This window comes from Pseudomonas sp. R3-52-08 (genome assembly GCF_003851745.1).
Lineage (GTDB): Bacteria > Pseudomonadota > Gammaproteobacteria > Pseudomonadales > Pseudomonadaceae > Aquipseudomonas.
Map to the genome: position 1 here is coordinate 2,031,896 of NZ_CP027730.1, position 12,533 is coordinate 2,044,428.

Consider the following 12,533-nt stretch of genomic DNA (forward strand, 5'->3'; position numbering starts at 1 on the left):
TGCTTGGGGTTATATGGTCAAGTGAAGAAGCGCATACGGTGGATGCCTTGGCAGTCAGAGGCGATGAAAGACGTGGTAGCCTGCGAAAAGCTTCGGGGAGTCGGCAAACAGACTTTGATCCGGAGATGTCTGAATGGGGGAACCCAGCCATCATAAGATGGTTACCTTACACTGAATACATAGGTGTATGGAGCGAACCAGGGGAACTGAAACATCTAAGTACCCTGAGGAAAAGAAATCAACCGAGATTCCCTTAGTAGTGGCGAGCGAACGGGGACTAGCCCTTAAGTGGCTTTGAGATTAGCGGAACGCTCTGGAAAGTGCGGCCATAGTGGGTGATAGCCCTGTACGCGAAAATCTCTTAGTCATGAAATCGAGTAGGACGGAGCACGAGAAACTTTGTCTGAATATGGGGGGACCATCCTCCAAGGCTAAATACTACTGACTGACCGATAGTGAACTAGTACCGTGAGGGAAAGGCGAAAAGAACCCCGGAGAGGGGAGTGAAATAGATCCTGAAACCGTATGCGTACAAGCAGTGGGAGCCTACTTGTTAGGTGACTGCGTACCTTTTGTATAATGGGTCAGCGACTTATTTTCAGTGGCGAGCTTAACCGAATAGGGGAGGCGTAGCGAAAGCGAGTCTTAATAGGGCGTCTAGTCGCTGGGAATAGACCCGAAACCGGGCGATCTATCCATGGGCAGGTTGAAGGTTGGGTAACACTAACTGGAGGACCGAACCGACTACCGTTGAAAAGTTAGCGGATGACCTGTGGATCGGAGTGAAAGGCTAATCAAGCTCGGAGATAGCTGGTTCTCCTCGAAAGCTATTTAGGTAGCGCCTCATGTATCACTGTAGGGGGTAGAGCACTGTTTCGGCTAGGGGGTCATCCCGACTTACCAAACCGATGCAAACTCCGAATACCTACAAGTGCCGAGCATGGGAGACACACGGCGGGTGCTAACGTCCGTCGTGAAAAGGGAAACAACCCAGACCGTCAGCTAAGGTCCCAAAGTTATGGTTAAGTGGGAAACGATGTGGGAAGGCTTAGACAGCTAGGAGGTTGGCTTAGAAGCAGCCACCCTTTAAAGAAAGCGTAATAGCTCACTAGTCGAGTCGGCCTGCGCGGAAGATGTAACGGGGCTCAAACCATACACCGAAGCTACGGGTATCACGTAAGTGATGCGGTAGAGGAGCGTTCTGTAAGCCTGTGAAGGTGAGTTGAGAAGCTTGCTGGAGGTATCAGAAGTGCGAATGCTGACATGAGTAACGACAATGGGTGTGAAAAACACCCACGCCGAAAGACCAAGGTTTCCTGCGCAACGTTAATCGACGCAGGGTTAGTCGGTCCCTAAGGCGAGGCTGAAAAGCGTAGTCGATGGAAAACAGGTTAATATTCCTGTACTTCTGGTTATTGCGATGGAGGGACGGAGAAGGCTAGGCCAGCTTGGCGTTGGTTGTCCAAGTTTAAGGTGGTAGGCTGGAATCTTAGGTAAATCCGGGATTCTAAGGCCGAGAGCTGATGACGAGTTGTCTTTTAGACGACGAAGTGGTTGATGCCATGCTTCCAAGAAAAGCTTCTAAGCTTCAGGTAACCAGGAACCGTACCCCAAACCGACACAGGTGGTTGGGTAGAGAATACCAAGGCGCTTGAGAGAACTCGGGTGAAGGAACTAGGCAAAATGGCACCGTAACTTCGGGAGAAGGTGCGCCGGTGAGGGTGAAGGACTTGCTCCGTAAGCTCATGCCGGTCGAAGATACCAGGCCGCTGCGACTGTTTATTAAAAACACAGCACTCTGCAAACACGAAAGTGGACGTATAGGGTGTGACGCCTGCCCGGTGCCGGAAGGTTAATTGATGGGGTTAGCTAACGCGAAGCTCTTGATCGAAGCCCCGGTAAACGGCGGCCGTAACTATAACGGTCCTAAGGTAGCGAAATTCCTTGTCGGGTAAGTTCCGACCTGCACGAATGGCGTAACGATGGCGGCGCTGTCTCCACCCGAGACTCAGTGAAATTGAAATCGCTGTGAAGATGCAGTGTATCCGCGGCTAGACGGAAAGACCCCGTGAACCTTTACTATAGCTTTGCACTGGACTTTGAATTTGCTTGTGTAGGATAGGTGGGAGGCTTTGAAGCGTGGACGCCAGTTCGCGTGGAGCCAACCTTGAAATACCACCCTGGCAACTTTGAGGTTCTAACTCAGGTCCGTTATCCGGATCGAGGACAGTGTATGGTGGGTAGTTTGACTGGGGCGGTCTCCTCCTAAAGAGTAACGGAGGAGTACGAAGGTGCGCTCAGACCGGTCGGAAATCGGTCGTAGAGTATAAAGGCAAAAGCGCGCTTGACTGCGAGACAGACACGTCGAGCAGGTACGAAAGTAGGTCTTAGTGATCCGGTGGTTCTGTATGGAAGGGCCATCGCTCAACGGATAAAAGGTACTCCGGGGATAACAGGCTGATACCGCCCAAGAGTTCATATCGACGGCGGTGTTTGGCACCTCGATGTCGGCTCATCACATCCTGGGGCTGAAGCCGGTCCCAAGGGTATGGCTGTTCGCCATTTAAAGTGGTACGCGAGCTGGGTTTAGAACGTCGTGAGACAGTTCGGTCCCTATCTGCCGTGGACGTTTGAGATTTGAGAGGGGCTGCTCCTAGTACGAGAGGACCGGAGTGGACGAACCTCTGGTGTTCCGGTTGTCACGCCAGTGGCATTGCCGGGTAGCTATGTTCGGAATAGATAACCGCTGAAAGCATCTAAGCGGGAAACTAGCCTCAAGATGAGATCTCACTGGGACCTTGAGTCCCCTGAAGGGCCGTCGAAGACTACGACGTTGATAGGTTGGGTGTGTAAGCGCTGTGAGGCGTTGAGCTAACCAATACTAATTGCCCGTGAGGCTTGACCATATAACACCCAAGCAATTTGACTACTCCTGACTTTAAAAAAGCAGAAGCATCAGATTGCGGTGTGTGAAGACGCAATGAACCGAAAGTTCGATGCTCACAAAACACCGACTTCTATCCCATACCCAATTTGCTGAAGCGTGGCCACATGGCCACGATTCAGTACCCGAATTTCTTGACGACCATAGAGCATTGGAACCACCTGATCCCATCCCGAACTCAGTAGTGAAACGATGCATCGCCGATGGTAGTGTGGGGTTTCCCCATGTGAGAGTAGGTCATCGTCAAGATTAAATTCCGAAACCCCATTTGCGAAAGCAGATGGGGTTTTGTTTTGGGCGGTTGAAAAGACGACGGCGCTCCCAATGCACACCATCACAGCGCGTTCGCCGCCCTTGCCTCACTTTCTCAATGATGAAATAACCCGCCGTTAAGGGAAATCGATGCAAAGTGTTTCTGCATTTTTGGTATGGTGCAGCACATTTTCACAAGGATTGACCCTTATCCGCAGGACGCGGCGTCGACCTTTTTCAACGAGATGCTGTAGAAATGCCTGAACCGATACCCATCAAGGACCACGAAAAAGAACACCGTCTGGTCAACAAACGTTTGCTCGCCTGTGCCCTCCTGGTGATCGGCATCACCTGCGCCCTGGTAGGGCGCATGTACTTCCTGCAGGTCGTGCAATACGACTATCACGCCACCATTTCCGAAAACAATCGCGTTCACGTGCTGCCCATCACCCCTACGCGCGGCTTGATCTATGATCGCAACGGTGTGGTCCTGGCTGACAACCGACCCAGCTACAACCTGACCATTACTCGCGAACGCACCACCGACCTCAAGGGAGAGTTGGACGCGATCGTCAGTCTGTTGCACCTGCCCGCCGAAGATCGTGCCGTGTTCGACAAAGCGCTCAAGCAGGCCCGCCATCCGTTCGTTCCTGTCACGCTGTTTTACGAGCTGACCGAAGAGCAAATTGCCGTTCTGGCCGTCAACGAGTTCCGTCTACCGGGTGTAGACGTTGAACCTCAGTTCGTCCGCCACTACCCGCTGGGTGCGCACTTCGCTCACTCCATCGGCTATGTCGGACGAATCAACGAGAAAGAATCCAAGGCCCTCGATTCGGTGGAATACCGCGGCACCCAGTCTATTGGCAAAACCGGTATCGAACGCTTCTACGAGTCTGAACTGCATGGCCACGTGGGTTATGAAGAAGTCGAAACCAACGCCCAAGGGCGGGTATTGCGCGTGCTCAAGCACACGGACCCTATCCCCGGCAAAAACATTGTCCTGAGCCTCGACGTCAAGCTCCAGGAAGCCGCCGAAGAAGCCCTGGGTGACCGCCGTGGCTCGGTGGTTGCCCTGGACCCGCAAACCGGTGAAGTGCTGGCCATGGTCAGCAAACCGAGTTTCGACCCGAACCTGTTCGTTACCGGTATCAGCTTCAAGGAATATGCCGCGCTGCATGATTCCATCGATCGCCCGCTGTTCAACCGCGTGCTGCGCGGGCTGTATGCGCCCGGCTCAACCATCAAGCCTGAAGTGGCCATCGCAGGGCTCGACAGCGGCGTTGTCACCCCGCAAACCCGCGTGTTTGATCCCGGTTACTACCAGTTGCCGGACTTCGATCACAAATACCGCAACTGGAATCACAGTGGCGACGGTTGGGTAGACATGGACGCCGCCATCATGCGTTCCAATGACACCTACTTCTATGACCTGGCCCACAAGCTCGGCATCGATCGGCTGCATGATTACCTGGCTGAATTCGGCCTGGGTCAGAAGGTGTCCCTGGACATGTTCGAAGAATCCGCCGGCCTGATGCCTTCCCAGGCCTGGAAACGCGCGACACGTCGCCAACCCTGGTTCCCGGGCGAAACCGTGATCCTGGGTATCGGCCAGGGTTATATGCAAGTCACGCCGCTGCAACTGGCCCAAGCCACTGCGCTGATCGCCAATAAGGGTGTATGGAACCGCCCGCACCTGGCCAAGACCATCAACGGCGTGCCTCCGGTGGATGAGAATCCGATGCCCAACGTAGTGCTCAAGGATCCGCGTGATTGGGAACAGGTCAACCACGGCATGCAATTGGTAATGCACGACCCGCGCGGTATCGCTCGGGCCGCAGCGCAGGGTGCCCAATATCGCATCGCCGGCAAGAGCGGTACCGCCCAGGTGGTGGCGATCAAGCAGGGTGAGCGTTACAACCGCAATAAGACCCTCGAGCGTCACCGCGACAACGCCTTGTTTGTTGGCTTTGCGCCAGCCGAACACCCCAAGATCGTGATTTCAGTGATGATTGAAAACGGTGAGGCCGGTGGCCGTGTAGCCGGCCCGGTGGTGCGACAGATCATGGACGCCTGGCTGCTAGACCAGGAGGGGCACCTGAAGCCCCAATATGCGACGCCGGCCAAAGCGCCCGGCGATCCGCACGTTTAAGTCACACCTGCCATTCGCCCCAGCGCTCTATGTCGTCATAAGCGAGCCAGGGCACATCATGGGCTGTCCAGATATGCGCGGTGGGCCTGACGCCCGGATCATCGTCCAGCGTCGCCACCCGCACGATGACGTGGGACTGGTGCGCGCGCTCGGCGATCAAATGCGAGCCACAGCGCGAACAGAAATGGCGCCGTTTGCCTGGCGATGACTCAAACGACGACAGCAATTCTTCACCGTGCGTCCAGCGAAAGTGCTCGCGCATCACCCCGGCCGTGGCGACAAACACTGCCGCATGCGCCTTGCGACAGCTGCCGCAATGGCAGTGACTGATGGGCATGTCCAAACGCTCCACCCGATAGCACACACCTTTACACAAGCAACTTCCATTCAACGGTTCAGTCATAACTTATGGCCAGGTCAAGGATGGCGTCATCATCATTGCGCATAACCAAAGGTTGCGCATTGGTCGATGTCGCCTAGTGTTCAATGGAGGAGGTGACTTATGCACGTATTAGATCGCATCGAACGGAAAGTCCTGCTCAACGCATCGCGTAAACACGTCTGGGAAGCGCTCACGAACGCCGAACAATTTGGAGAGTGGTTCGGTATTGCCCTCAAGGAAAAAACGTTTGTTGCCGGAGAAACCATCGAAGCGCCGATCACCTACCCAGGCTACGAACATGTGGTGTGGAAGGCCAGGATCGAACGTATTTTGCCGCAAACCCTGTTTTCTTTCTGGTGGCATCCCTTCGCGGTAGAGAAAGACGTCGACTATGACCAGGAAACCCCGACGCTGGTGGAGTTCACCATCGAGGACCGCGCGCCGGGCATTCTGTTGCGGGTGGTCGAGTCCGGTTTTGACAAGGTGCCCCAGACCAGGCGCCTGAAAGCGTTCAAGATGAACTCCCGTGGCTGGGACGAGCAAATGGGCAATATCGAAAACTATCTGGATAAGGCCCAGCGAGCCTGACGCTGGGCATCATGGCGGATGCCCAGCGTCAGTCACCGTGACGTTAAAAATCGATCGTCGCCGACAGCTTCGCCACCCGCGGATCACCCTGGCTGAGGAAACCGCCCTGGGCCGATTCCCAGTACTTTTCGTTGGCAACGTTCTCCAGCGTAGCGCCGAGTGTGACTTCACGTTGGTCCAGCGCAAAGGTGTAGCGCGCGCCCACGTCGAAGCGGTTCCAGGCCGGCAGGCTCAGGTTGTTCGCCGCGTCGGCATATTGGCCGCCGGTGCGCAGCATGCGACCATTGAGGCTCATGCCTTGCAGGCCGGGTACGTCCCAATCCACGCCGGCGTTGAGCTGGAATGAAGGCACACCAATGGCGCGGTTGCCGTCGTTGGCACCGTTGAGGGTGCCCTTGAGTTCCGTCTTCATCAGGGTCACCCCACCCAACAGGCGCAGGCCGCTCATCGGTTCGCCGAACATGTTCAGCTCAACGCCCTTGTTGATCTGCTGGCCTTCACGCACATAGCGCGCCGTGGTTGCATCGATCACTTCGGCGTAACCCGCGCCAGGCTGCTCGATCCGGTACACACCGAGGGTTGCGCCATAGCTACCCATGTCGACTTTGACACCCGCTTCGATCTGCTTGGAGCGCGCGGGGGCATAGGCCTGCCCGCCGCCGATGATCGTCCGGTCGCCGGATTTGAGCGGCGAGGTCGGGCCCTGGGCCAGGCCCTCGATGCGGTTGGCGTACAGAGACACATGCTCCCACGGCTTGAACACGATGCCGTAGACCGGCGTGGTGATCGATTCGTCATAGTTGGCCGTGCGCGTACCGCTCATGTAGTTGTAACCCTGCACTACCATTTGCTGACGACGCGCGCCCAGCGTTACCAACAAACGGTCATCGAACAAGCCAAACGTGTCGGATACTGCGGCGCTGCGCACGAAGGTCTTGTCGGTAACGGTCGGGTCGCTGAAGTCGGTGCCAGGGGTGTTGCGCGGCGTGTTTAGCGTAGGCGGTGCGCCGGTCACCGGGCTGTAAATGTTGGTCGCGCTGGGTGAGCCGTTGAACACATAAGCGTTGCGCGCCTGGGTCCAAATGCCGGCGAGGCCGACGTTGAGTCGATGGCTCACGGGGCCGGTCTGGAATTTGCCGTTCAAGCCGGCCATCAGACTGGTGTTGTCTTCCTCGTGCGCGATGGTCGAGCGGCTGGAGGTGGCATTGCCCAGATTATCGGTCAGGGTAATCGAAGAATATCGGCCCATTTCTCGGCTGTGTTTGATGCCGCCTGCGGCGTAAGCCGTCCAGTTTTCATTCAGGTCGTACTCGGCGCGCAGCATGCCCAAGGTGTCCTCAAGGTTGGTGCTGCTCCAGCTGGGTGCATAGTTGGTATCCGCCGAAGGTGCATCCGGAACCTGGGTCGCGGTACCCAGGAACACCGAGTTTCGTCCGCCATTGATGTGCTGCTTTTGATACACGAAATCCCCCGACAGGCGCAACGCCTCACCACGGTAATCCAGGCCGACCGCGAACAGTTTTGAACGCTGGTTTTCGTCGTCGATGCCGGTATCGCCTTCGCGCTGGGACAGGTTGACCCGAGCGCCAAACCGCTCGTCTTCACCAAACCGCTGGCCGATGTCCAGATGCTCGCCCACCCGGCCATCGCTGCTGATGTCCGTGCTGAACCGCCGCAGCGGCACCTCACCGGCGCGCTTGGGTTGCAGGTTCACACCGCCGCCGATCCCCGAACCGCCTGGCGTGACGCCGTTGATGAACGCGTTGGGCCCCTTGAACACTTCCACGCGTTCCAGCGCGTCAGTAGACATGATCTGCCGTGGCAGGATGCCGTACAAACCGTTGTAGGAAATGTCGTCGCCATTCAACGGTAAGCCTCGGATCATGAACGTCTGGGCCTGGTTGGCAAACCCCGAGGCCTGGCGCACGGACGAGTCATTGAGCAGCACGTCGGCGAGGGTTTCCGCCTGCTGGTCGCGAATCAATTGCTCGGTGTAGGAGGACATGCTGAACGGCACGTCCATGATGTCCTGGTTACCCAGGACACCCAGTTGGCCACCGCGCGCCACTTGTCCGCCGGCATACACAGCAGGCAACGCATCGGGCGCGGGGGCTTGGGCATCGATGCGCGTCGCATCCAGTTCCAGCGTGTTACCCGTGTCTGCATGCGCAGCAACGCTCAGCGAGCAGCAAAGGGCGAGCAGGGTGGGGCGAAAGGGCGCAGCAAGTCGGGCACAGAGGGGCATGATCGATCCTGACGGCGAACCGTCAACTATGAACAAGGGGGGGGGGCAACACGATGCGCTTCCTCCTTGCGCGGATACGACTCCGGTGCAAATGATAGTGATTGTTATTAATGTAGTGCAACAAATTTGTGAGATCACAGTTAACCTGCCGCGTTTGCTCGGATGCCGAGTAGAATCACGCCCTGAAAGCGATTCCTGAGGTGCGGTACGGTGGATTTACAGCAGGGGTTTGTCCTGACCCGGCATTGGCGCGACACCCCGGCGGGTACGGAGGTCAGCTTCTGGTTGGCGACCGACCAAGGGCCACGGTGTATTCGCCTACCCGTGCAAACCTCGGTGGTGTTCATTCCCGAAGCCCATCGCAAGCCGCTGGACTGGCTGCTCAAGGGCGAGCGCGATATCGAATTGCGTGGGTTGCAGTTGTGCGACTTCCATCATCGACCGGTCCTGGGTCTCTACGCCCGGCAGCACCGCCAGATAATGGATATCGAAAAGCGCCTGCGCGCTGCCGGGGTGGATGTCTACGAAGGCGATGTGCGCCCACCCGAGCGCTACATGATGGAACGGTTCATCACCGCGCCTGTGTGGTTCGGCGGCACGCCGGATGCCAGCGGCACGTTGCTCGATGCGCAGATGAAGCCCGCTGCCGATTACCGACCGACCCTGAAACTGGTATCCCTCGATATTGAAACCACCGCCCAGGGTGACCTGTATTCCATCGCGCTCGAAGGGTGTGGCGAGCGCCAGGTGTACATGCTCGGTCCGCCCAACAAAGCCTGCGCGGTGGACTTCAAGCTCGACTATTGCGACACCCGCGCTCAACTGCTCGAACGCCTCAACCAGTGGCTGGCCACTCACGATCCGGATGCGATCATCGGTTGGAATGTGGTGCAGTTCGACCTGCGCGTGCTCCACGAACATGCCCAGCGCCTGAATGTGCCGCTGCTGCTGGGGCGGGGCGGTGAAACTATGGCCTGGCGCGAACATGGCAGCCGCAATCATTACTTCGCTGCGGCAGCGGGCCGGTTGATCATCGACGGCATCGAAGCCCTGCGTTCAGCGACGTGGAGTTTCGAGTCGTTCAGCGTGGAGAATGTCGCGCAAACCCTGCTGGGTGAAGGCAAGGACATCTCCACGCCGTACCAGCGCATGGACGAAATCAACCGCATGTTCGCCGAGGACAAGCCCGCCCTGGCGCGCTACAACCTCAAGGACTGCGAGTTGGTCACGCGGATTTTCGAGAAGACCGAACTGCTCAAGTTCCTGCTCGAGCGCGCCAGCGTTACCGGGCTGCCTGCCGACCGCAATGGCGGCTCCGTCGCGGCGTTCACCCACCTCTACATGCCGTTGATGCACCGCCAGGGCTTTGTCGCGCCGAACCTCGGCGACAAGCCGCCCCAGGCCAGCCCCGGCGGGTTTGTCATGGACTCGCGCCCAGGCCTGTATGAGTCGGTGCTGGTGCTGGACTACAAGAGCCTGTACCCGTCGATCATCCGCAGTTTTCTGATCGACCCGGTGGGCTTGATCGAAGGCCTCAAGCACCCCGACGACAGCGACTCGGTGGAAGGCTTTCGCGGTGCGCGTTTCTCCCGCACCCGGCATTGCCTGCCGTCCATCGTCACACGGGTGTCCGAAGGCCGCGAAGTGGCCAAGCGTGAACACAATGCACCGCTGTCCCAAGCCCTGAAGATCATCATGAATGCCTTCTACGGTGTGCTCGGTTCCAGCGGTTGCCGGTTCTTCGATACCCGGCTGGCGTCCTCGATCACAATGCGCGGGCACCAGATCATGCGCCAGACCCGCGAGCTGGTGGAGGCCCAGGGTTATGAAGTGATTTACGGCGACACCGACTCCACTTTCGTCTGGCTCGGCGGCGCCCACTCTCTTGAGGACGCCAGCCGCATCGGCCAGGCGCTGGTGCAGCACGTCAACGACTGGTGGCGCAGCCATCTGCACACGGAATACGGCTTGCAAAGCGCCTTGGAGCTGCAGTACGAAACCCATTTCAGCCGCTTCCTGATGCCGACCATTCGCGGTGCGGAGGAGGGCAGCAAGAAGCGCTACGCCGGCCTGGTGGTGCGCGCCGATGGTAGCGAAGAAATGGTCTACAAGGGCCTGGAAACCGTGCGCAGTGACTGGTCGCCTTTGGCCCGGCAATTCCAACAGGAGCTCTACCGGCGCATCTTCCATCGCCAGCCCCATCAGGATTATGTACGCGACTATGTGCGCCGCACCTTGAGCGGCGAACTCGACGAGCTGTTGATCTACCGCAAGCGCCTGCGCCGACCCTTGCATGACTACGAACGCAACGTCCCGCCCCATGTGCGGGCCGCACGCCTGGCCGACGAATACAACGATCGCCTCGGACGCCCGCGCCAGTACCAGCGCGGCGGCTGGATCCGCTATGTGATCAGCGTCAATGGCCCGCAGCCGCTGGAAGTGCAGCAAGCGCCTATCGACTACGATCATTATGTGACGCGCCAATTGCAGCCCGTGGCTGACGCCATCCTGCCGTTCGTGAACGATGATTTCGCCACCCTGGTGGGCGGGCAGATGGGCCTGTTCTAGACAATCGGCCACAATCCCCGTTACACCTGAAGCTTAGGAGGAACGCCCATGTACACACTCTATGGTACCGACGAATCCGGCTCCTGCATGATCGAGATTGCGCTGCAGCGCTGCGGCGTGCCGTGGCATCGCGTGGATGCCAGCTCCTGGCATGAAGGCGAGGGCAGCGAAGCCCTCGCGCGCATCAACCCGCTCAAACAGATCCCCACCCTGGTCACCCCCGATGGCCAGGTGCTGACCGAAAGCGCCGCCATCCTGATCCACCTGGGCCTGGAGTTTCCCGACGCGAACCTGCTGGCCGGCAACCGCGCGCAGATCCTGCGCGGCCTGCTGTACATCGCGGCCAATTGCTATTCGGCCATCGGCATCATCGACTATCCGCAACGCTGGCTGGGCGACGCCGGTGAAAGCCTGCAAACGCAACTGACCACCGGCACGCGGCGTTATCTGCATCAGGCCTGGGTGGTGTTCGCCGATCAGTTTGCCGACCAGCTGTTTACGCCCGACAACGTACCCAATGCACTGGGCATCATGGCGGCGGCGGTGTCGCGCTGGGACGAGGGGCGCGAGGTACTCCGCAGCCTGGCGCCGGGCTTTGCCCACGCCCTGGAGCGCGTGGATGCCGACCCGGTCGTGGCGCCCGTGTTCGCCAGGCATTGGCCGCAGTGGCAGGTCTCGTAATCAGAAGAAACAATGCCCCGCCGCCCGCCAATCCCTTGCGGCGCGGGCATCCTGACCTACGCTTCTCAATGTGGCGTAGGAATCATCCTTGAATTTGACTGTCGCAGACATGAAACTCAAGAACCCTGCATGGAATTCAAAGGAGGTGCGCATGCTCATCCGGTCGCTGACCCTGGCTACCTTGATGGCTTTTACGGGGCCGTTGTTGGCTGCTGATGATAATCCGCTCAAGCTGGAGATGGGCAAAACCCGCCCTCTGGTGGTGGTGGAACTCGATGCGGGTAACCCGACGTTGGCCACGCTCAGGAAACAACTGGAAGAGCCTGCCACCAAGCAGTCCTTCGAAGAGCGCAGCATGGTGTTCTACACCGTGAAGTTCGGCAGCATCGGCGCCGAGGGCGAGAAGTTCGCCAAGGACCCCAAGGACAGCAAAAAGCTCACCCCGCCTGAAACCAATGCACTGATCCGCGCCCTCAAGCTCGGTGTCGGCAGCGGCACCAAGGTGATCCTGATCGGCAAGGATGGCGAGAAGAAACTCGAGAAGACCGTGCCGCCCGATAGCCTTGATCTCAAAGAGTTCTTCAGTGCCATCGACCAGATGCCGATGGCCGAGAAAGAAGCGGCGGCGGCGCCGGAACCTGCGCCCATTGCGCCTGCACCGGCCAAGGGCGCCAAACCGGTCAAACCCGGCAGCAAGCCGGCGCCGCAACCCCTCGACGATTGA

Annotated in this window: 7 protein-coding genes and 2 rRNA genes; 7 read left to right on the plus strand and 2 right to left on the minus strand. The window is 58.3% G+C overall.

Going from position 1 to position 12,533, the window contains the following annotated elements; all coding sequences use genetic code 11:
• The first annotated feature begins 15 nt into the window (after positions 1-15).
• The 3 genes from C4J91_RS09460 (at position 16) to mrdA (ending at position 5,345) form a co-directional block, all read left to right on the plus strand.
• A 23S ribosomal RNA gene (locus C4J91_RS09460) occupies positions 16-2,906 on the plus strand.
• A 171-nt stretch (positions 2,907-3,077) separates the two neighbouring features.
• Positions 3,078-3,193, plus strand: a 5S ribosomal RNA gene (rrf, locus tag C4J91_RS09465).
• A gap of 259 nt (positions 3,194-3,452) precedes the next feature.
• Positions 3,453-5,345, plus strand: a complete 1,893-nt coding sequence (gene mrdA, locus C4J91_RS09470) for a penicillin-binding protein 2 (RefSeq protein WP_124362069.1) — start codon at positions 3,453-3,455, stop codon at positions 5,343-5,345.
• Position 5,346: 1 nt separating this feature from the next.
• On the opposite strand, the gene C4J91_RS09475 is transcribed toward mrdA, so the two are convergent.
• Complete coding sequence (locus C4J91_RS09475; RefSeq protein WP_124362070.1) at positions 5,347-5,748, minus strand: GFA family protein; 402 nt, start codon at positions 5,746-5,748, stop codon at positions 5,347-5,349.
• A 99-nt stretch (positions 5,749-5,847) separates the two neighbouring features.
• Between C4J91_RS09475 and C4J91_RS09480 the strand changes: the two genes are divergently transcribed.
• Positions 5,848-6,315, plus strand: a complete 468-nt coding sequence (locus tag C4J91_RS09480; RefSeq protein WP_124362071.1) for an SRPBCC family protein — start codon at positions 5,848-5,850, stop codon at positions 6,313-6,315.
• A 43-nt stretch (positions 6,316-6,358) separates the two neighbouring features.
• Here C4J91_RS09480 and C4J91_RS09485 read toward each other — a convergent pair whose 3' ends face one another.
• Complete coding sequence (locus tag C4J91_RS09485; RefSeq protein ID WP_124362072.1) at positions 6,359-8,560, minus strand: TonB-dependent siderophore receptor; 2,202 nt, start codon at positions 8,558-8,560, stop codon at positions 6,359-6,361.
• Between the two features lie 210 nt (positions 8,561-8,770).
• Here C4J91_RS09485 and C4J91_RS09490 point away from each other — a divergent pair, with 210 nt between their 5' ends.
• The 3 genes from C4J91_RS09490 to C4J91_RS09500 all read left to right on the plus strand — a co-directional run bounded on the left by C4J91_RS09490 (position 8,771) and on the right by C4J91_RS09500 (position 12,533).
• On the plus strand, positions 8,771-11,128 hold the full coding sequence (locus C4J91_RS09490) for a DNA polymerase II (RefSeq protein ID WP_124362073.1): 2,358 nt from the start codon (positions 8,771-8,773) through the stop codon (positions 11,126-11,128).
• A gap of 48 nt (positions 11,129-11,176) precedes the next feature.
• On the plus strand, positions 11,177-11,809 hold the full coding sequence (locus tag C4J91_RS09495; RefSeq protein WP_124362074.1) for a glutathione S-transferase N-terminal domain-containing protein: 633 nt from the start codon (positions 11,177-11,179) through the stop codon (positions 11,807-11,809).
• A 151-nt stretch (positions 11,810-11,960) separates the two neighbouring features.
• Complete coding sequence (locus C4J91_RS09500; RefSeq protein ID WP_124362075.1) at positions 11,961-12,533, plus strand: DUF4174 domain-containing protein; 573 nt, start codon at positions 11,961-11,963, stop codon at positions 12,531-12,533.

Bases quoted from the DNA above. Each gene is read 5' to 3' on its own strand.
- C4J91_RS09480 (WP_124362071.1), top strand. From the start codon at position 5,848: ATGCACGTATTAGATCGCATCGAACGGAAAGTCCTGCTCAACGCATCG.
- C4J91_RS09475 (WP_124362070.1), bottom strand. From the start codon at position 5,748: ATGACTGAACCGTTGAATGGAAGTTGCTTGTGTAAAGGTGTGTGCTAT.
- C4J91_RS09500 (WP_124362075.1), top strand. From the start codon at position 11,961: ATGCTCATCCGGTCGCTGACCCTGGCTACCTTGATGGCTTTTACGGGG.
- C4J91_RS09485 (WP_124362072.1), bottom strand. From the start codon at position 8,560: ATGCCCCTCTGTGCCCGACTTGCTGCGCCCTTTCGCCCCACCCTGCTC.
- mrdA (WP_124362069.1), top strand. From the start codon at position 3,453: ATGCCTGAACCGATACCCATCAAGGACCACGAAAAAGAACACCGTCTG.
- C4J91_RS09495 (WP_124362074.1), top strand. From the start codon at position 11,177: ATGTACACACTCTATGGTACCGACGAATCCGGCTCCTGCATGATCGAG.